Genomic DNA, 17,783 nt, shown 5'->3' with positions numbered 1-17,783 from the left:
GAGGTCGTTCTTTGCCACCCTAGGCGGACCTACGCTGGGCTTCATGTTGACGGAGATTCGTGGGACTCGCCTGTACGTCGATCCGCGCGGTGCGGCCGATGCGCCGCCACTGCTCTACATCCATGGCGGACCAGGGGCCGGCTCGTACGACTTCCTGGCCTACCAGGGCGATCGACTAGCCGAACGGCTCCGCGTGATCGGCGTGGACCAACGCGGGGTCCAGCAGTCCGACCCGATCGACGAGCCGGCCACGGAAGAGGATGTGATCGCCGACTTCGAGGCACTGCGGGACCAGCTCCGCGTCGACCACTGGGCGGTGCTCGGCCACTCGTACGGCGGACGGCTCGCGCTGCGGTACGCCGTCACGCGTCCCGAGACCGTGAGCAAGGTGATCTTCGAGAATCCGCCGTGGGACATGGTCCTGGCCACGCGCACGCTGGTCGAAGCAGCCGGCCCGCTGCTCAGTGAGCTCGGCCTCGAGAACGAGGCGAAGAGGCTGCTGGCCCACCAAGGGCCGGCGACCTCGGAGACGTGGGACGAACGCATCGCCCTGCTTCACCAACTGGGCGACCGCCGCATGGAGGTCTACCTCGGCCCGACGTCCCATGGTCTCCGCCTGCCCTCCAACGACCTTCCTGAGGAGGTTCAGGAGCGCGCAGGCTACTTCGCCGAGACCATCACCCGAGCTCCCAGCTTCAACGAGTCCCTGCTGCCGTACCTCGCGCAACTGACTCAACCCGCGCTGCTGATCAAGGGCGAGTACGACCCCGTCACCAGCTCGGAGGAGATCGCCCGGTTCCAGGCTGACGCGCCGAACGCCACCTACCGACAGGTCGATGGCGTCGGGCACTTCGTGCACGCCGAGCAGCCCGCGGAGTACGCCGAACTCGTCACCGCGTTCGTGCTCGGCTCAGCCGCCGCACTCCAGCAACCGGTTCGCGATTGAGCCGCGAACCGGCGCTGGACAACGGTGGCCGAGCCCGGCGACGAGGCCTGATCGGATGCGTCAGAGGCCGATGGGCATGGCGCGCTTGTGGCTGGTGCGGCGGTGGGTGGCGATGATCGTCTCGGCGGCCTGGTCGTCGACGTCGTGGCCCTCGAGGAAGGAGTCGATCTGGTCGTAGCTGACGCCGAGCACGGTCTCGTCCGGGATGCCCGGACGGTCGGACTCGAGGTCGGCGGTCGGCACCTTGCCGGTGATCTCGGGCGACGCGCCCAGGCGTTCGCCGATCGCGCGGACCCGGCGCTTGGTCAGGCCGGACAGCGGCGTCACGTCACACGCGCCGTCGCCCCACTTGGTGTAAAAGCCCATCACGGCTTCGGCCGCGTGATCGGTACCGACCACCAGTCCGCCGCGTACGCCGGCCACGGCGTACTGGGCGATCATCCGCTCCCGCGCCTTGACGTTGCCGGCGTGGAACTCGACCCGGTCGCCGAGACCGACGTGCTTCATCGCGTCCACCATCGCGTCGGTGGAATCCTTGATGTCGACGGTCAGCGTCTCGTCGGGCCGGATGAAGTCCAGCGCGCGCTGCGCGTCCTCCTCGTCGTGCTGGACCCCGTACGGGAGCCGCATCGCCACGAAGGTCGCGCTGCCGCCGTCGGCCCGGACCCGCTCCACCGCGAGCTGGCAGAGCCGGCCCGCGACGGTGGAGTCGACTCCACCGCTGATGCCGAGCACGTACGACGTGGCGCCGGTGCGGCGCAGCTGGTCGGCCAGGAACGCGACTCGGCGTTGGATCTCCACATCGGCGTCGAACGACGGTGTGACGCCTAACTCGGCGATGATCAGTTCCTGCAGGTAGCGGCGGTCCTCGCTCATCGGGCTCCCTCGGCTGGTCGGTTCCCTGATCCGGTACCCAAGTATCGGACGGTCCATCAGCCACGCCGCGACCGGGCCGCACGGACCCGGACATGAGGATTCCCCGCGCACCCGGAAGAGCTCACTTACCCTTGCTGCCTTCCGGCCCTGGGGGAGTTGGGCGAGATACCGCCACGCGGGGAACCAGGAGGAAGTGTACGGGATCACCGGCCCAGATCCGGAATCGGCCCGGGGCCACCGCCGGTTTCCACGCCCGGCTGATCGGTGAGTTCGCCGCCCCTGCCCGTCGGCTCTGCCCGCCGACCCTGCCCGCCGACCGTGTCCGGCGACTGGAGTCGGCGAACCCGTGTCCGGCGAACCCGTGCACCCGCTCTGAGCGTGATGCCGCAGCGTCCATCTGCTGAGTACGGCCGTGCACGCCGCCGGCGGCGACCTACGCTGGGCCGGGTGACCAAGCTCTCCTTCGGCCCGTTCGGCATCACCACGGGGCTGACCAGCTCCCCGGAATCACTCGAGGCAGCGCGGATCGCCGAGGAGCTCGGCTACCCCGCGATCTGGCTGTCCGGCGGCCCGATGACCGACCTGCAGACCATTCACGACCTGGTCGAGGCGACCAGCACGATCAAGTTCGTCAGCGGCATTCTCGCCGTCGACACCTACACCCCCGAGGAAGTCAGCGCGCTCTACAAGACGCTGGAGTCGGCACACCCCGGCCGCTTCACGGTCGGACTCGGAGGTGCGCACGGGCCGAAGCCACTGGCCACGCTGAACCAGTTCCTCGACCAACTGGACGGCGTACCGGTTGAGCATCAGCTGCTCGCCGCCCTCGGCCCGCGAATGCTGAAGCTGGCTCGGGAGCGGACCAGCGGGGCGTACCCGTTCCTGGTGACGCCGGAGTACACGGCTGAGGCCCGAGCGACTCTGGGCACCGACAAGCTGCTTTCGGTGAGCCACCTGACGGTGGTGGAGACCGACGCCGAAAGGGCCCGCGCGATCGCCCGTGAACCGATCAGTTTCTTCACCACGCTGCCCGGCTACGCCGCCAGCCTCCGCCGGATGGGCTTCAGCGACAGCGACCTGTCCGAGCTGCCCGACCACATGGTCGACGCGCTGACCGCCTGGGGCACTCCTGACCAGATCGCCGACAAGCTCCGGGAGCACCTGACCGCCGGCGCGGACCATGTCGCCATCAACATCCTCACCGGCGTGACCGGCCCGCAGCCGATCGACCAGTGGCGCACGCTGGCACCCGTGCTGCTCAGCTGACCCGCAGCACTAGGCGTGCTGAGCTGCACGCTGTCTCTGCAGGAGCAGCGGGATCCAGTGATCGCCGTACCGCTCCTGCAGCTCCGGACGCCGCCAGTCCGTCCCCGTGACGACGCCACGGCACAGAGGCGACCCGCAGGAGCACTTCATGCGCCAGTCAGCGATGCCGGTGCTCGTGCCGTAGTCGCTGGTGACCTCCTCCCCGGGCGCGATGTCCCGGCGGGCAGACAGCGTGACGGCGTCCACCCACCAGGTGGTCGGATCGCAGCTGTGGTTGCCGTACGCGATCACTGGCCGGGGATCCGTCGGCAGTACCAGGTGGAGGTCGTCGGCCACCGTGATTGTGTCGACTGGCGGATGCTCCAGCAGTTCCTCCAGCTCGGCTGTCGACACCTTGCGCCCGGCAAGCACCGCGATGACCTCGCCGACCGCGATCGGCCCAGCCGCAAAGAGCCCTTTCCCCGCGATCGGGGAGTCGCGCACCGCAAGCCGCGGATGACCCCAGCACAACGCCTTCTCGTAGAGCTGCACAGTCGAGGTCAACTTGTCGTACTGGTGCGGCTTCACCTCGCCGGTCGGCTCGAACCCCTGCCGACGCCAGAATGGCGCGGCCCGCTCCGCGTTCATCTCCACCACGGCCAGCCGCAACCGCCGTACCTCAGCCCAGTGCTCGAAGACATACCGCTCCACCAGCCCGTACGCCGTACTGCCGGTGCCGCAGCCCTGTCGATCGCCATGCACCTGCAGCAGCCCGATGAAGGCGAAGCCGTCGTCCGGATACCCGCGGAGCAGATCGGCCACGGCAACCAACTCGTTGCCCTCGAACACCCCGAGCACCACCTTCGCCTGCTCCGGCAGACCGTCCGGCCGCATCATCAGCAGACTTTGCGCGTCCGCCGGCCCGGGCGGATGGCCGGTGATCCGCTCCGTGTAGCCCGGATCGGACTCGATCAGCGCCTGAACCGCCTCGACGTCCTCCGGCGCTACCGGACGGATTTCCATACTGCCTCCAGTTCGTCGACGCTGCCCGCCATGATCGTCGGCACCTGCCGCCGAGGCGAGAGCCGCCAGCCACCGGCCCTCTCCTCATTCACCCTCGCGCCGGTTCGTGTCCAGGACGAGGGCCCTGGTACCTGCGGCGAAGGACGCTTTAAGTCTTTCTGAAGGTCGGCGACGACGCTGGTGTTCGACGGGTCGATGCAGCAGCTCGCTCGTACGGTCGGATCTGGAGGGGGAAGCGCAGATGAGTGGGGAACAGCCGGTTGTGGGTGCGTTCGCGAACGCACCGGGAATGGTCACGGTGACGTGGGACCACAGTGGTGACGGGGTGCACTGGTTCGTGATCGAACTGGAAACGCCGTACACGTTCTGGGTCGCGGACATCGGTAAGCGGGCGTGGAGCGTGACGGGGCTGGATCCCAGCCACACGTACCGGTACCGGGTGTGCGCGGTGTACGACTTCGACCGGGCGTGCTCCGAGTTCGGCAGCGTGACCACCATGCCGCCGGTGTCGGGGCCGGCATCTCCGCCGGCCACGGTGGACGCCCAGCCGCTGCCTCGCGACGTGTGTTCGTTGCAGGCGATCAACTTCCCCGGGCTGCTGGCGCGGCACCGCAACTTCGCCGGCCTGCTCACGCCGGTGGAAACGGACCTGGATCGCGCCGACGCGACGTTCGTCGTCCGGAAGGGGCTGACCGGGGCCGCGGGAACCGTCAGTTTCGAGGCGTCCAACCACCCGGGCCACTTCCTGCGCCATGCCAACTTCAAAGTCGGCCTGCACAAGAACGACAACTCAGACCTGTTCCGCGCCGACGCGACGTTCAAGCGTCACGGCGGTGACGAAGTCGTCGGCATCGTCAGCTTCGAGTCGGTGAACTTCCCGGAACACTACCTGCGGCACCAGAACTCCGAGCTCGTGATCTCCAAGCACGACGGGTCCGACCAGGTCTGGCTGGACGCGCAGTGGCTGAGGATCCCGCCACCGCCGAAGGGCGCGCCGCCCGGCACCGTGTCGTTCCATTCGGTGAACTTCCCCGGGCACTACGTCCGGCACCGCAACTCCCTCGGGGAGATCAGCCGGGTCAGCAGCGACCTCGATCGCAACGACGCCACCTTCGTGGTCCGTCCCGGACTGTGGAGGAACGGCCCGTTCCCTCAGGGAGTGAGTCTGGAGTCCCGCAACTTCCCGGGTCACTACCTCCGGCACCAGGACTTCCGCGTCAAGCTGCACAAGGACGACGGGACCGAACTGTTCCGCAAGGACGCGACCTTCGCCTTCGTCTCCGGCTACGGCGACCTGGCGAGCAAGGGTTACGGAACCCTCAAGCCGGTGCACAGCCCGCACCGCGACTTCTACGTCCGGCACCAGAACTTCGAGCTCTGGATCGCCGAGACCGACGGATCGTCCCTGTTCGGCCTGGACGCGACCTGGCAACCCACCGCACCCCTCGCGTAACCGCCCCAGCCCGCTCCCAGCCGCCCCTACCCCCGATTTCCCCCCGCGCCCCCACCTCACGTATTCTCTCCGCTTGGAGGATTCGCCTAGAGGCCTAGGGCGCACGCTTGGAAAGCGTGTTGGGGGCAACCCCTCACGAGTTCGAATCTCGTATCCTCCGCCAGTCTCCCGGACTGAAGAAACCGCAGGTCAAGGCCAGGTTTCGGACTCCGGAGGCACGAACGACAGAGGGGCCGGACGCTCAGCGTCCGGCCCCTCTTCATGCCCCAGGGTCTCAACGAGGGTCTCAACGATCCCTCTCGGGCAGGAACCGGCGCCCCTTCCGAGCCGTCGTCACGGGCCGCTCGCTCACCCCAAGTGCCGCATCGAACCGTTCGACGGGCGACCGTCCGGTGTCCCACTGTCGTAGAGGTGGTCTTGGCACCAGTCCGGGATAACGTCGCGACCGACTGTCCCATTTGCCGACCATGACAGCTATCGTCCTCCCATGCCTAGGCGCACATCACCAGGCCACACCCAATTGGCCGACGTCCCGGCCCGACACAGCTAACAAAATTACACGCCGACCTGGATTAAGTGCACGCCCGACATGGGAGGGATCATATCCAGAGAACCAAGTTGGAACCTTGATCAAGCACGATCTGACTACATCAGCCGATTCATCAAGCCGACCCAGACTCTCAGCAGAGCCAAGAAGGAGCAGATAATCGCTGCCGCGAGTTCGGAGGGCCTCCGCGAGCAGATTGCTTTTCTGCATGCAAACGCCCCCGCCAGTCTCGCACCATACATCGAACGAGTATTAGTGGCGACCCCTTCACATACAACGACAATCCAAGCAGAGGCTATCGCATACGGCGCCACCTCACGCGTCGTGATACTGAGTCAACCTGCACGCGTCATGCTGGGCTTCCTAGGAACCGCTATCGCATCCTTTCTTGACGATTTTCGCAAGTTCATGGGAATCGAGCTAAAGCGAAGTCCCAAAAAGATATTGCCGACGGCTGACGCGATTGCCCATATGGAGGATACTGGCAAGCAGTTCGCCCACCGACACCATGACTTTCTTCTCGGCGAGGCTAAGCGTCTAGTTTCTGACCTTGTGCGCAGCCCAAAGGATCTGCCGCGCCTGGCGGGTCGATGGGTGAAACTCCCCCACCCGAATACGATGCATTTGTACTTCGCCGATCGCGCCGCAGAGTTCGTTCTAGCCCACGAGTTATCTCATCATCTTCTGAACCATCCAGCGAAGGCGGCGAGCAATTCGAGCGCGCCCGCACGGCGGTACCTTACGCAGAGATTCGCTGAAATCGACCATGAGTTCCCGACAGACATATCAAAGTCTCACCTACACGAATTCGAAGCTGACGCACTGGCACTCTTCTTGCTCCTCGGGGACGGCGCAGACGCAACGGCGAGCTACGGCCGCGCAATCGACGCCGTTGCCGCCGCATTCTCGGCACTCCTCGCGTTCGATCTGATGGAAGAACTGACAGCGGCACAGCCCAGCAGCAACCCGCTGGGCCTGGAGCCTCGCAACACCCACCCCATGATGCGCGACCGCGCAATCGCATTGCTCGATCTCACGGGGTTGGCTGCCCCCGATCACCCAGATGGAACTGAATTCAATTGGCACCTGGGCCGCACCGTCTCTCGGCGAGTCGAGGGCCATGCTCTTCAACTCTGGGCATGCCGAGCGTTCATGTCCGAAGTCCTCACGAGTCGCCTGTGGCTGCCTCGCGAGACGGTTAGAGGCGAGCTTTCGCCGATGCTAGCCGGGGCGCCCGATACACTGCCAAGGATTTCAATGCAATTAGACGGTCCTCGCGACCAGGCTAATTGGAGCCTTCGGTGACACGAGCCCTTCTCGTAGAGGGACCCAGAATCGCGATTCTGCAGTTCAGAAGGCTCTCGCCGTTAGGGCACTAACGCTAGTGGGGCCGGACGATCACCGTCCGGCCCCACCCGTGTCCAATCGTCTCGACGAGGGCGCCTCACAGCCTCTCAGGCAGGCACGTGAACCCCGCCGGCTGCCTCGCCCGGGTCATCCTCCTCCCCTGCCTCCATGGCCGACCAGAGCAGGCCGCCGACGCGTTCGGCAATGTCCATCCGAACCGGCGCGGTCACGTGCTGGTACCGCTTGACCATCGATGATGAGGACCAGCCCATCACGTCCATCACGGCCCGCTCGGGCACACCGAGCAGCAGCAGGACCGTCGCGGCCGTGTGCCGGGCATCGTGCAGTCGGCCGTCACGAATCCCGGCAGCCGCCAGCATCGCTTTCCATTCCCGGTAATCCATGTTCGGGCTGAGCGCTTCTCCGGTTCGCTTGGCGAACACCCATCCTTCGTCCTTCCAGAGCTGCCGGGCGAGAGTCCTTTCGGCGGCCTGCTCCTGCCAGTGCGCCTGCAGGATCTTCGTCAGCTCGGCCGGTAGACCGATCGTCCGGCGACCGGCTCGCGATTTAGTCGGCGCCGAGTCCGGCCGGGCCTTCTGACGCTTCGGACAGAACCCCGGCTTTCGGCCGCACGGGTCGTCAGCACACCCGTGCTTGTACTTCGGCCGATTCAGGCTCCGCCGGACCCGCAGAACTCCGGTCTTGATGTCGATGTCCGACCACTTCAGTCCCAGCGCCTCGCCCTGCCGCAATCCGAGCGCCAGGGCGATGGCCCAGCGCGCACTGTTCCGGTGCTTGTTCGCCTCAGCCAAGATCGCCTTGATCTCGTCCACGGTGTAGGGCTCGATCTCGTCCTCTTCGTCCAGGTCCAGGCGCGGCGGAATCGCCAGCTCGGCAGGATTGTCGGCCGTGAGCGCGCCACGTTTCTCGGCTTCCCCCAGCGCTCTCCGGATCGTGCGGTGAGCCTGGTGAGCTGTGCCGGCGCTCGATCCGTTGGCCTGCATCTTGGCGTAGAAGCGCTCCAGGTGCTCGGGCAGCAACTTGTTCAGCTTGTGCGCTCCGAGACCAGGGATGAGATGCACCCGCACCGCGACTTCATAGGCGTCATACGCGCCGTCCCGCAGTGTCGGCCGCGTGATCGTCAGCCAGTGCGTGAGCCACTGCGCCACTGTCCAATTCTTCGGACCAGCGCGACGGATCTTGCCGCTGTCACGCTGCTTCTCCAACTCCTTGACGCGCGCCACCACGTCTTCCTTACGTCTGCGCTTCACGTGTGCCCGATCCGGCGTGCCGTCGTCCTTCACGCCCATGCTGACGCGACCGTGCCAGTAACCATCCGAGCCGAAGTAGATCGACGACCGGCCGTCAGGATTCTTGTGACGCTTCGCTTTCTCGTCGCTCATTGGGATTCCCTCCTAGGCGGCCTGTCGGTTATCGCGGGCGGCGGCCCGGAGACGATCGATGTACTCGGTGATGCACTCCGCTGGGATTCGCCGCAGGCGACCGAGCGGGATCGATTCGAGTTCGCCCGACTTCAGCAGAGCGAACACAGTTGTCCGGCCGATGCCGAGCTGCTGCGCGGCCTGCTCCACGGTCAGCAAGAGCGGCGCAGTGTTGGTGATCGAGGCTTCAGCGATGCTCATCGGGAAGAGATCTCCTTCAGTCAGTCCGTCGCGTTCACTCATGCGCAGTTCGGGTGGGTGTGGCTGCCGTCGTCCTCCGAAAGGGGCCGTCGGCAACGGATGCAGGTTGGCTGGGCGGGTTTGGGTGGGTGATCCGTCCCATCCGTCCCAACCGTCCCTGCCCAGGTCAGAGCGGGGACGGATGGATCGTTGGGACGGTTCGATCCGTCCCTCAGGACCGATCCGTCCCCGGCGTGACCTGCGTTGGGACGGTTGGGACGGTTCGCGACGGTTGGTTGACTAGAGCCGATTTCGGCCGGTTCAGGGCAGTACCTCGCCCAGGCGTCAGTGAAGTCATCACGGGTGTAGCCCTTGGACTGGGTGCCGTCCTCCCAGCGGTGGTTCTTCGGGGTGATGTCGAACTCGCGCAGCAGCGCGGCCAGTCGCCGCACGGTCAGACCGCCGACACCCGGACCCTCCTGCCACGGCGATTCCTCGTCGGCGCGCAGCCGTTGTACGAGCACGGTCGAGGGCAACGCGGATGCCGCGCCGAAGGCGGTCCGGCAGTCACTCAGCAGCCGGACCGACAGTGAAACCTCTGTGGAGTCCTGTAGCTCAGCGAGCAGCGTCAACGCGGCCTGACGGGCTGCCTGCGGCCAGTCGCCGCCTGCTAGATCGGCCAGCGCGATCAGCGGTTCCCAGGTGTCGGCCGCACGGTCCTCCAAGGGCATCGACGGTGCCGCGCTGGTCAGCTCGTCCAGGTGCGCGGTAACCCACGCGTGGAGACGGTCGCGCAGATCGGCCAGCACCGGCCCGTCCCGGCGAACCCGGTAGGGCTGGACGGTCTCACCGGCCGCGCGGCGACGCATCCGGATCACCGCGGCCCGGTCCTCGATCGTGTCCGGCATTGTGCCGATCCCTGCCAGTGCGGCCATGGCGAACGTCTCGATCCGCTCGACACTGCGCGATCCGGCGTCGTACCGCAGGGTCGGCCGTCCGCGCTGGTGACCGGCGTTCAGCAGCCCTCGCAGGTCTTCGTTGTCGCCCGCCTTCGGTCCGAAAATCGTGTCAGCCTCATCGATCAGCAGCGTCGGTGGATCGGACGGCGTGAGCCCAATCGACCGGTACACCGCGGACGGGGACGCGTTGGTGGTCATCAGCGGCCGGTGCACCATGCCATCAGCCATGTCCAGCAGCCGCGACTTCCCGCACCGCTTCTCCGGGGCGCGGATCACGAGCCGGGGCGCGCAGTTCCAGGCCGGTACGGCGTGCGTCGCGGCGATCCACAACACGACTGCGGTTAAGGCGGCGTCGCTCGGGAGTACGACGTAGCGGGTGATGGTCGCGGCCACTTCGTCCAGCAGCTCGGCACCGTCGATGCGGTGAGCGTCGATCGGGTCGGGGGTGGTCATGCGGCAATCCCTTCGTCATGGAAGCCACCGGAGATAGCGGCTCGAATGTCGCGGGCGGTCTGGTCGACTTGCTGCCCCACAGCGGTCAGCGCGGCGATCGCGTCGGCGTGGCTGATCGCACCGGCCGCGACCATCCGCGCAACGCCTCTCGCAGCGCCGTAGAGCGTCGTTCGGCGCTTGCCCTCAGGTGCGTTGCGTACGGCGTTGAGGGTGGATGTGAGCAGCCCTTCTGGGTTCGAGATGCCCCCCGCTCGGGTCGTCCGGATCGGCCCGGCCGTGCGGGTAGCGGATTCGGCCGGCGTAGCGGGCAGGCATGCGGTGATCAGCGCGGGGGGCATCTCGGTCGGGTCGGCCGGACCCGATCCCCACTGGTAGGGCAGGTGGGTGCGGTGGTGCATCGAGGGCGGCAGTACGACGTACCCGCCGTCAGCCTTCACATCGATCCCGGCCCGTCCCGGCATCGGCCGCGACGCGATCTCGCGACCGGGGTGCCGGTAGTACAGATGCGCTCCGCCTGAGCCAGTGCGGACCCACAGCGTGCGCGGCACCAGTTGGTGCGTGACCAGCTCGGCAAGGCTGTCGTTGCCGCCGTGCGCGGGGTCCACGTCGACCACCACCAGCCCGGCCACGGCACCGGTCCGGACGGCGAGCTGTCCGTCCGGGACCGCGGCGACGATCTGTGCGACGCGTTCAGGGTCGGTAGTGGCGGCGTAGAACCCGTGACAGGTCAGATGCCCACAGGTCGCCGGGTCGTGCGGGTTGTCGCGGCAGTCGTCGCAGTTGGCAACCGGCCGCTTGGAGCGACCGAGCATGAACACCGGCCAGCCACGAGCAGCAGCAGCGAGGGCGGCGGTCAGTAGGTCGTTCATCGGGATCTCCTCTCGAGTGTTAGGCGGCGGTCGGGTAGCTGGCGGCATCGATGCAGTCCAGGCAACGGCCGTCTGAGGTGGGGATGCAGTAGACGGTGACGGTCCCGCAGAGTCCGCAGGTGCGGCGTGCCTGCATGGCCCTGTCGAGGGCGTTGAGCTGGGCCGGTGATGGCACACGGGAGGGCTTGGCGAGATCGAGCCGGTACAACCACGCCCACCGCTTGCCGTTGCGCCAGACCAGCAGCGCGTACGGCTCCTGGCCACCCGGAGACATGCGCATCGCTCGGAGCTGGCGGCGGGTGGCCAGCCCTGCGGGTGCCCACCGGAACCGAAACATCGGCGTCCCGTAGTAGTCCCAGCCGAGCGCCTGCTTGCCGTTCCACAGCTCGATCCATTCCGCCTTGGCCGGGTGCAGACTGAGACCTGCCAGCGCGGCGCACATCAGCGGTCTCCCCTGTTGAGCAGGCGGCGGCCGAATCGTTCGCGACGCCCCGTTCCCTTGCAGCGGGGGCAGTTGCGGAACGACTTGCCGGACGGCGACCGGGACTTGCCCGACCCTGCACAGCGGGGGCAGTTGGCGTAGGGCCAGAGCGTGCAGGCGAGCAGGTACAGCCCGGACAGGATGAGCGCGGCAATGACCAGGACCGCGACCTGTTCGGGGCGACTGAGAGCGTCGGCCGCGTCGGCAGCCGCCGCGAGTCCAGCGAGGACGAGTCCGGAGCCACCGAGTAGGACGGCGTGAACGGGATCAGTCATCATTATCACTTTCTGTAGTCGCAAGAGGGCGTGACGAGCTACGGCGAGCACCCGTTGGGTGTCGGCCTGGTTCGGTGAGGTGGGACGGTTAGATACCGGCGATCGGGTTAGGTTCCTAACTCCGACCACCAGGGGTGGCTAATGTGGCCGTGACCTGCGGAAAGTTAGCGAGTGAACCGAGTTAGCCGTGGGCCGGAAACCGCCTGGTCAGGGCTGGTTTCGGCAGGTTTCCGGCCCATGGCACGGAGCTAACTCGCGAGCGTCCCGGCGTCGTCGCCGCTGTCGTCGCCGTCCGCGGTGGCTTGTTCGCGGCGCACGATCGCGTCACGTACGGTAGCCGGATCGAGCGGGTAGCGGTTCCCGGTCGAGGGGACCTTGATCCCGTGCTCGCGGTCCAGCAGCTCGCGCAGCGCCTTACCGGTGAGCGACTGGTACGGCGTCCAGGACGGCGCGTGCCGCTTGAGCAGCGCGGGCACGTCCGCGATCGGCCGCGGGTCGTCTCCAAGCACCTCGTCCAGGTCCGAGAGCAAGTCACGCGCCTCGATCTGCACCGACTTGCTGTCCGGGATCGTCCTGCCGAGCTTGGCGATCGCTTCCAGCGACCGCTTGATCAGAGGTGTCACCTGGTCATTGCCCTTGGCAACATCGAGGTAGTACCACTGCAAGATCTCGCTCCGCTCGCCGGTGAAGCCCTTGACGACCGCGGTGCCCTTGTCGGTGCCGGGAATCAGCTCGGTTGCCCGGTGCCCGGCCGCGTACGCGCCCTGACCGAGCAGCGCGTCGTTCGCGACGTGATCACCGACCGCGAACGCGATCCCGTTGGAACAGTTCCGGGTCACGTCACGCGGCATCGAATCCCGTGTTGGTGCCTGCGTGGACACGATCATGTGAATGCCGCGCTTGCGTCCGAGCTTCACGATCTCCACCAGCAACTTGGAGATCTCCTTGCCGTAGGTGTCGTCCGTGATCGCCACGTGCGCTTCCTCCAGCAGGCAGATCAGCGGGTGCAGCCCGACCCCGGCGTTGGCGAGTTCACGAGTCACAGCGGGCTGTTCGTAGCGAATCAGCAGCTCACCGCGCCGCTGGACCTCTTCATGAACGTTCACGAGCTGATCGCGGATAGCTTTCATGGAATCGTCGTCCGCGCCCATGATGTAGTTCGCGCACCGCGGCTTGAACACCTCGAAGTCAAAGTTCGTGTCCGGCACCCAGATCCGCAGTTCCGCGGTCGGGTCCAGCGCACACCCGGCCATGATCGCCCGCGCCGCGCTGGACTTGCCCTGACCCGGCATGCCACCGGTCATCGTGTTGCGCTCCATGATCAGCGCGAGCAGCGCATCACCGCGCAGCGTCTTGCCAGCGGGCACGCCCTTGAACACGTCCACCAGACCGCCGGCCAGCAGCGGATACTCACCCGCGCCCTCAGCGAGCGCGCCCTTGTCCGCGATCCACAGATCCAAGATCCCGGCCTCGCTGCCGGTGGTCGGCCACACCTCCTTGGCTGCCCGGTGCAGACCGGTCGCCAGGTCACCACGACGCCGCGCGATCTTCTCCGCCGTGACACCGGCAGGCAGCCTCACGATCGCGTGGGTGCCGCGACCGTCCACGCGGGCCGGGGTGATGAACTGCAGCTTCAGACCGGCTTTCAGGTATTGCGTGATCGCCGGGATGCGCAGCGCCTCCAGGGCCTTAGCAATCGTGGTTTCATCGATCGCCGCGTCCCACTCGGCGTCGGCCGTGGTAACCAGCCACGCGGGCGGCTCCGCACGCCGCTTGCCCTCGCGCCAGGCAGCGAGCACGACCAGGAACGGTGCCGCGATCGAGACGCCGGACCAGATGACCGCACCAGCCGCGATCAGGAATCCGATCAGCGCGAAGAACCCCAGCCACACGCTGGTGAACGAGCCGTGCCCGGTGGCCTTGGTCAGGATCGCGATCAGCAGCACCAGGAACGGCACACCGATCGTCATTGCCACGGTGACCTTGAGGACGCCCCACGCGAGCTTCGGCAGGTCCATCAGCCGCTTGTGGCGGCGGTCTGTTGCGGCCTCCTTCCGGTCGGTCCACTGCTTCAGTTCCTCGCGGTCACCGACCGCCTCAGCGGCCTTGATCTGCCGCCGGTAGACACCCATGGTCGAGGCGTCCCACGCCCGCTTGGCCCAGGACTCGACACCCTGCACGACCGTGAATCCCTCGCGCAGCAACACCTTCCCGGCCGTCTTCGTCCGGTCGTGCGTGGCGACCGTCTTGGACGCTCGCGCCACTACCTGCGTCGTCGTCACCGCCCGGCGCACAAGCGCGCCACGGCTGGCCAGGCGGCGGTCCAGCTCGGCGGACTCTTCCTCGGTCAGGATCTCGCCCTCAACCACCTCAGCATCGGCCGCCGTGGTGTCGGTGGCGTCCACGCGCTCGGACGGCTCACTGACGATGCCCGGAGCAACGTCCTGCGGGCGGTCTTCGGTGGCGTCGCGGTCTTGGTCGTGGTCGGGGTGAAGCTTGTGCACGTTGTCCATGCCGTCTCGCTCCTATCGGTCAGGCCGCGACGCGGGCAGTCTCGCCCGGTGCGTCCGTGTCGTCGGCGCTCGTGTGGTTCGCGGTCTGGGAGCTGGTGAGTTCGTCGCGGACAGCCGCGGCAACCTTTGCCGCCAGCCCGGTTGAGCAACCGGTGGTGTGCCGCGCCCACGCCGGGGTGATCGCGTCGGCCGCCGTGCCAGGCTCGATCGCTGCCAGGGCTTCGGTCACGTAGTCGGCCAGCAGCTTCCGGCCCGTCTTGGCAGGCTTCTCCCGGCTCTCGATCGTGGCAGGCGGCTCGGCAGCCGCGGGGGTGGTGTCGAGGTGGTGAGATGCCCCCGCCGGGTCGGCCAGCGCCGCGGTGCGCTCGGCTCGCAGCACGGCCTCGGTCAGCCGGTCGCGCAGTACCGGGGCGGTCTCAGCCGCGCAGAACACCAGCAGCGGCGGCACCGAGTGCAGCACGATCCCGGCCACGTCCAGGTGAACGAACGAGTGCCACGTGTTCATGGCGTACGTCGCGGCGAACGCGAACCGCTTGGTCCGGCCGATCCACTTGGTGTGGTCGCTCACCTGATACCGGGCGGTGATCTGCTCGGCCCGTAGAACCGCGATCAGCACCAGCGACACCATCGGGTCCAGCAGCCACGCGGCGAACCACGGCAGCGACCACAGCGCAGCACCCTGCGCGGCGAACGCCTGCACGTTGACCATCGTGAACGCCAGACCCAGCACGATGCCGACCCACATGCAGCGGTCAACCTGCGTACGTACCGACTCCACCCGCAGCGCCACCACGTCCGGATGAGTCGACAGCGCACGCACCTGCGACGCTTCAGCAGCCGCCGTCCGCAACCGCTCAACGCCGTTGGACTTGGCCACCGCTGGCGCGGTGCTCGGGGCCTTTGTGAGGGTGCTCATCGCACGCCACCTCCGACCTGCGTCATGACCCACTGACCCGCGTGCGGCAGCGTGTCGGTGGTGTGCAAGACGTGGTCGCCGCGCCACACGATCCACGCCGTACCCAGCGCTGTACGGGGCGAGACAACCTGCACCAGGTCGTAACCCGCGACCTTCCACCAGCCCAGATCCACCCGGGTGAGATCCGGGAGGGGCATCTCGACGGCCTGCGCGGTCATGCCGCGCCCTCCGTCTCCGGTACGCGGTCGGCCAACTCCCGGCCCACCTCCAGCACGCGACGCTCAGCGCGGCGGATCCGCCGCGTCTCCAGCTCCGACGCATGCGGACCGGCGTTGATGAACGCGATCTGCGCGTCTAACAGATCCAGCTCAGCCGCGATCAGCGGCCATTCCGCCTCAATACCGGCCAGGTCAGCAGCGGTCGGTTCCTCGCCACTGACGGCCGACAGGTGGATGATGCTCATGGGTTGTGCTCCTGTTCAGACGGCTAGTACGGCCCAGGCGTCTCGGCGGGTGCCACCGCCGAGACGCCACCTGACTAGGCGACTAGCCTGCCTAGCCAGATTCTCGTAGGCAGAAAGCTACATAGGCTGGCTAGCCAGGTCAAGCATTTGGACAGGATTGCCCTAGCCTGCCTAGTCAGCTAGTAAGCTTGCGAGCATGGAGCAGCAGCTAGATCCGTCTGACCCGCGACCGCCGTTCAAGCAGGTCGCCAACGCTCTACGCGCGGCGATCCTCACGAAGAAGGTGAAGGCGGGCGAAAAGCTCCCGTCTCAGAACGAGCTAGCGACGCAGTACGGCGTTGCCCGGATGACCATCCAGCAGGCTCTACGAATCTTGCGCGACGAAGGCTTGATCGTGTCCCGTGTCGGAAGCGGCGTGTACGTCCGCGAGCAGGCCGACCAGGCGGTCGGCCTCCGCCCGCACATCGAGAAGGCGTTCGAACAGGACGAGGTGCGCATCGACTTCGCCGGGTTGACTGGCGAAACGCTGCTCGGTGCGCTTGAGGAGCCAATCGACCGCATTAGACGCGGTCGCCTCACTCCGCAATCGATCACAATACGCATGCTTCTACCGGATCTGAACCAACCGATCGCCGTACCGTCTCGCGCCGGGGAAACTCCTGGTGACGATCCCCGAGTACGTGCACGGGTCGCAGGAATTGCGCACCGGTCGGCAGGAGAGATCATCCAATCCGTCCGCGAACTCGGAGAGTTGGGGCTCGTCCCGAAAACCGAAGTCGAGGCGCGTGTGGTGGTTGGGCTGCCGATGATGTTCAAGCTCTACGCGTTGAACGATGAAGAGATCTTCTTCGGGTTCTATCCAGTCGTAGAGCGGGAGGTCGAGATCGAGGGCGAGCACGTCTCAATCTTCGATGCAGTCGGCAAAGACACGGTGCTTTTCCACCACTCGACCAGCGACAATGACCAGGCCACGGGGTCGCAGTATGTCGAGCAGGCGCGCCGGTGGTTCGAAAGCCTGTGGGGCACACTCGGGCAGGTCCGCGAACTGTGACAACCGATCCACTCCGACAGCTATTCGACTCAGCTGACGCAGTCCTTTTCGACTTCGACGGACCGATCTGCTCCGTGTTCGACGGATACCCCGCCCAGCGCATCACGGCCGAGCTTCGTGAGTTGGCCGGCACGCTTCCGCACGACCTTGACGAGGCACTGCGAAAGCCTGCCGGTCCTCACGAGTTGCTGCTAGCGGCCGCCACCGATCAGCGGCTCGCGACCCGGCTTGAGCGGGCCTTGCAGGAAGCCGAGATAAAGGCGGTGGAAACTGCGCGGCCCACTCCGGGCGCAGCTGAGTCGCTGGCCGCCTGCAAGAGCAGCGGCAAGCTGGTAGCGATCGTGAGCAACAACTACACCGAAGCCGTCGTGCGCTACCTCGTCCGCACCGGCCTAGCCGACCGAGTAGCGCATGTTGAGGGCCGCGACCCCTCGGACCCGACTTTGATGAAGCCCAGCCCACACCTACTCGATCGCGCGACGGTTGCCCTTGGCATCCGTACGGCAGCTTGTGTCTTCATTGGTGATCAGGCTAGTGACATGGAGGCCGGGCGGGCGGCCGGAACCCGCATCATCGGGTACGCCAACAAGCCCGGCAAGTCGGAAGCGTTGACACACTCCGGCGCATCCGCGGTCGTCGACTCGATGTTCGCTATCGCAGCAGCGATTCGCTGATAGCGCACCTTTACTTGACTCGGACTCACTCAGAGACAGTGGGTGACCAGGCGCTACTTATACGAAATAC

Annotated in this window: 18 protein-coding genes, 1 tRNA gene and 1 other RNA gene; 7 read left to right on the top strand and 13 right to left on the bottom strand. The window is 66.7% G+C overall.

Annotation, left to right across the window (positions count from 1 at the left end):
• Nucleotides 1–43: 43 nt before the first annotated feature.
• Entirely contained in the window at nucleotides 44–946 is a 903-nt protein-coding gene (locus KFLA_RS02000; protein ID WP_012918081.1) for an alpha/beta fold hydrolase, read from the top strand.
• 60 nt (nucleotides 947–1,006) lie between these two features.
• Here the strand turns inward: KFLA_RS02000 and nadE are convergent, their stop codons facing one another.
• Together nadE and ffs are read right to left on the bottom strand one after the other, a co-directional pair.
• Entirely contained in the window at nucleotides 1,007–1,822 is an 816-nt protein-coding gene (gene nadE / locus KFLA_RS01995; RefSeq protein ID WP_012918080.1) for an ammonia-dependent NAD(+) synthetase, read from the bottom strand.
• Nucleotides 1,823–1,913: 91 nt separating this feature from the next.
• Nucleotides 1,914–2,010: signal recognition particle sRNA small type (ffs, locus tag KFLA_RS35205), an RNA gene on the bottom strand.
• Between the two features lie 259 nt (nucleotides 2,011–2,269).
• Between ffs and KFLA_RS01990 the strand changes: the two genes are divergently transcribed.
• Nucleotides 2,270–3,088, top strand: a complete 819-nt coding sequence (locus KFLA_RS01990) for an LLM class F420-dependent oxidoreductase (RefSeq protein WP_012918079.1) — start codon at nucleotides 2,270–2,272, stop codon at nucleotides 3,086–3,088.
• 9 nt (nucleotides 3,089–3,097) lie between these two features.
• Here KFLA_RS01990 and KFLA_RS35250 read toward each other — a convergent pair whose 3' ends face one another.
• A complete protein-coding gene (locus tag KFLA_RS35250) occupies nucleotides 3,098–4,090 on the bottom strand; it encodes a GNAT family N-acetyltransferase (protein WP_012918078.1) in 993 nt (330 codons plus the stop codon).
• 241 nt (nucleotides 4,091–4,331) lie between these two features.
• Here KFLA_RS35250 and KFLA_RS35245 point away from each other — a divergent pair, with 241 nt between their 5' ends.
• The 3 genes from KFLA_RS35245 (at nucleotide 4,332) to KFLA_RS37205 (ending at nucleotide 7,395) form a co-directional block, all read left to right on the top strand.
• Nucleotides 4,332–5,543 (top strand): AbfB domain-containing protein, encoded by a 1,212-nt coding sequence (locus tag KFLA_RS35245; protein ID WP_012918077.1) that lies wholly within the window; start codon nucleotides 4,332–4,334, stop codon nucleotides 5,541–5,543.
• Between the two features lie 75 nt (nucleotides 5,544–5,618).
• Nucleotides 5,619–5,706 (top strand) — tRNA-Ser (locus KFLA_RS01965).
• A 735-nt stretch (nucleotides 5,707–6,441) separates the two neighbouring features.
• Nucleotides 6,442–7,395 (top strand): hypothetical protein, encoded by a 954-nt coding sequence (locus KFLA_RS37205; protein WP_148256529.1) that lies wholly within the window; start codon nucleotides 6,442–6,444, stop codon nucleotides 7,393–7,395.
• A gap of 149 nt (nucleotides 7,396–7,544) precedes the next feature.
• Here KFLA_RS37205 and KFLA_RS01955 read toward each other — a convergent pair whose 3' ends face one another.
• The 10 genes from KFLA_RS01955 to KFLA_RS01910 all read right to left on the bottom strand — a co-directional run bounded on the left by KFLA_RS01955 (nucleotide 7,545) and on the right by KFLA_RS01910 (nucleotide 15,988).
• The gene (locus KFLA_RS01955) at nucleotides 7,545–8,840 is read right to left on the bottom strand and encodes a tyrosine-type recombinase/integrase (protein WP_012918075.1); all 1,296 of its coding nucleotides are present in this window, start codon (nucleotides 8,838–8,840) and stop codon (nucleotides 7,545–7,547) included.
• Between the two features lie 12 nt (nucleotides 8,841–8,852).
• Nucleotides 8,853–9,080: a helix-turn-helix domain-containing protein gene (locus KFLA_RS01950; protein ID WP_049797241.1), complete on the bottom strand. Its 228-nt coding sequence runs from the start codon at nucleotides 9,078–9,080 to the stop codon at nucleotides 8,853–8,855.
• Nucleotides 9,081–9,118: 38 nt separating this feature from the next.
• Complete coding sequence (locus KFLA_RS01945; RefSeq protein WP_012918073.1) at nucleotides 9,119–10,471, bottom strand: DUF3631 domain-containing protein; 1,353 nt, start codon at nucleotides 10,469–10,471, stop codon at nucleotides 9,119–9,121.
• Nucleotides 10,468–11,340 (bottom strand): bifunctional DNA primase/polymerase, encoded by an 873-nt coding sequence (locus tag KFLA_RS01940; RefSeq protein ID WP_012918072.1) that lies wholly within the window; start codon nucleotides 11,338–11,340, stop codon nucleotides 10,468–10,470. Before KFLA_RS01940 ends, KFLA_RS01945 begins: the two co-directional genes overlap by 4 nt.
• Before the next feature lie 19 nt (nucleotides 11,341–11,359).
• Nucleotides 11,360–11,782: an RRQRL motif-containing zinc-binding protein gene (locus tag KFLA_RS01935; RefSeq protein WP_012918071.1), complete on the bottom strand. Its 423-nt coding sequence runs from the start codon at nucleotides 11,780–11,782 to the stop codon at nucleotides 11,360–11,362.
• A complete protein-coding gene (locus KFLA_RS38150; RefSeq protein ID WP_202797066.1) occupies nucleotides 11,782–12,096 on the bottom strand; it encodes a hypothetical protein in 315 nt (104 codons plus the stop codon). Before KFLA_RS38150 ends, KFLA_RS01935 begins: the two co-directional genes overlap by 1 nt.
• A 248-nt stretch (nucleotides 12,097–12,344) precedes the next feature.
• Nucleotides 12,345–14,609 (bottom strand): cell division protein FtsK, encoded by a 2,265-nt coding sequence (locus KFLA_RS01925; RefSeq protein WP_012918069.1) that lies wholly within the window; start codon nucleotides 14,607–14,609, stop codon nucleotides 12,345–12,347.
• A 19-nt stretch (nucleotides 14,610–14,628) separates the two neighbouring features.
• Nucleotides 14,629–15,525: a hypothetical protein gene (locus KFLA_RS01920; protein ID WP_012918068.1), complete on the bottom strand. Its 897-nt coding sequence runs from the start codon at nucleotides 15,523–15,525 to the stop codon at nucleotides 14,629–14,631.
• On the bottom strand, nucleotides 15,522–15,743 hold the full coding sequence (locus tag KFLA_RS01915) for a hypothetical protein (RefSeq protein WP_012918067.1): 222 nt from the start codon (nucleotides 15,741–15,743) through the stop codon (nucleotides 15,522–15,524). Before KFLA_RS01915 ends, KFLA_RS01920 begins: the two co-directional genes overlap by 4 nt.
• Nucleotides 15,740–15,988 (bottom strand): DUF6284 family protein, encoded by a 249-nt coding sequence (locus KFLA_RS01910; RefSeq protein ID WP_012918066.1) that lies wholly within the window; start codon nucleotides 15,986–15,988, stop codon nucleotides 15,740–15,742. The genes KFLA_RS01915 and KFLA_RS01910 overlap by 4 nt, the downstream gene beginning before the upstream one ends.
• A 196-nt stretch (nucleotides 15,989–16,184) precedes the next feature.
• Here KFLA_RS01910 and KFLA_RS01905 point away from each other — a divergent pair, with 196 nt between their 5' ends.
• Nucleotides 16,185–17,039: a GntR family transcriptional regulator gene (locus KFLA_RS01905; protein WP_012918065.1), complete on the top strand. Its 855-nt coding sequence runs from the start codon at nucleotides 16,185–16,187 to the stop codon at nucleotides 17,037–17,039.
• Complete coding sequence (locus tag KFLA_RS01900; protein WP_083792763.1) at nucleotides 16,991–17,713, top strand: HAD-IA family hydrolase; 723 nt, start codon at nucleotides 16,991–16,993, stop codon at nucleotides 17,711–17,713. Before KFLA_RS01905 ends, KFLA_RS01900 begins: the two co-directional genes overlap by 49 nt.
• Nucleotides 17,714–17,783 lie beyond the last annotated feature (70 nt).

This window comes from Kribbella flavida DSM 17836 (assembly GCF_000024345.1).
In the GTDB taxonomy this organism is placed as follows: domain Bacteria; phylum Actinomycetota; class Actinomycetes; order Propionibacteriales; family Kribbellaceae; genus Kribbella; species Kribbella flavida.
Note: the sequence above shows the minus strand (reverse complement) of the source record. Positions and strands in the feature narration are given on the sequence as shown.

Bases quoted from the DNA above. Each gene is read 5' to 3' on its own strand.
- KFLA_RS02000 (WP_012918081.1), top strand. From the start codon at position 44: ATGTTGACGGAGATTCGTGGGACTCGCCTGTACGTCGATCCGCGCGGT.
- nadE (WP_012918080.1), bottom strand. From the start codon at position 1,822: ATGAGCGAGGACCGCCGCTACCTGCAGGAACTGATCATCGCCGAGTTA.
- KFLA_RS35250 (WP_012918078.1), bottom strand. From the start codon at position 4,090: ATGGAAATCCGTCCGGTAGCGCCGGAGGACGTCGAGGCGGTTCAGGCG.
- KFLA_RS35245 (WP_012918077.1), top strand. From the start codon at position 4,332: ATGAGTGGGGAACAGCCGGTTGTGGGTGCGTTCGCGAACGCACCGGGA.
- KFLA_RS37205 (WP_148256529.1), top strand. From the start codon at position 6,442: ATGCTGGGCTTCCTAGGAACCGCTATCGCATCCTTTCTTGACGATTTT.
- KFLA_RS01955 (WP_012918075.1), bottom strand. From the start codon at position 8,840: ATGAGCGACGAGAAAGCGAAGCGTCACAAGAATCCTGACGGCCGGTCG.
- KFLA_RS01950 (WP_049797241.1), bottom strand. From the start codon at position 9,080: ATGAGCATCGCTGAAGCCTCGATCACCAACACTGCGCCGCTCTTGCTG.
- KFLA_RS01945 (WP_012918073.1), bottom strand. From the start codon at position 10,471: ATGACCACCCCCGACCCGATCGACGCTCACCGCATCGACGGTGCCGAG.
- KFLA_RS01940 (WP_012918072.1), bottom strand. From the start codon at position 11,340: ATGAACGACCTACTGACCGCCGCCCTCGCTGCTGCTGCTCGTGGCTGG.
- KFLA_RS01935 (WP_012918071.1), bottom strand. From the start codon at position 11,782: ATGTGCGCCGCGCTGGCAGGTCTCAGTCTGCACCCGGCCAAGGCGGAA.
- KFLA_RS38150 (WP_202797066.1), bottom strand. From the start codon at position 12,096: ATGACTGATCCCGTTCACGCCGTCCTACTCGGTGGCTCCGGACTCGTC.
- KFLA_RS01925 (WP_012918069.1), bottom strand. From the start codon at position 14,609: ATGGACAACGTGCACAAGCTTCACCCCGACCACGACCAAGACCGCGAC.
- KFLA_RS01920 (WP_012918068.1), bottom strand. From the start codon at position 15,525: ATGAGCACCCTCACAAAGGCCCCGAGCACCGCGCCAGCGGTGGCCAAG.
- KFLA_RS01915 (WP_012918067.1), bottom strand. From the start codon at position 15,743: ATGACCGCGCAGGCCGTCGAGATGCCCCTCCCGGATCTCACCCGGGTG.
- KFLA_RS01910 (WP_012918066.1), bottom strand. From the start codon at position 15,988: ATGAGCATCATCCACCTGTCGGCCGTCAGTGGCGAGGAACCGACCGCT.
- KFLA_RS01905 (WP_012918065.1), top strand. From the start codon at position 16,185: ATGGAGCAGCAGCTAGATCCGTCTGACCCGCGACCGCCGTTCAAGCAG.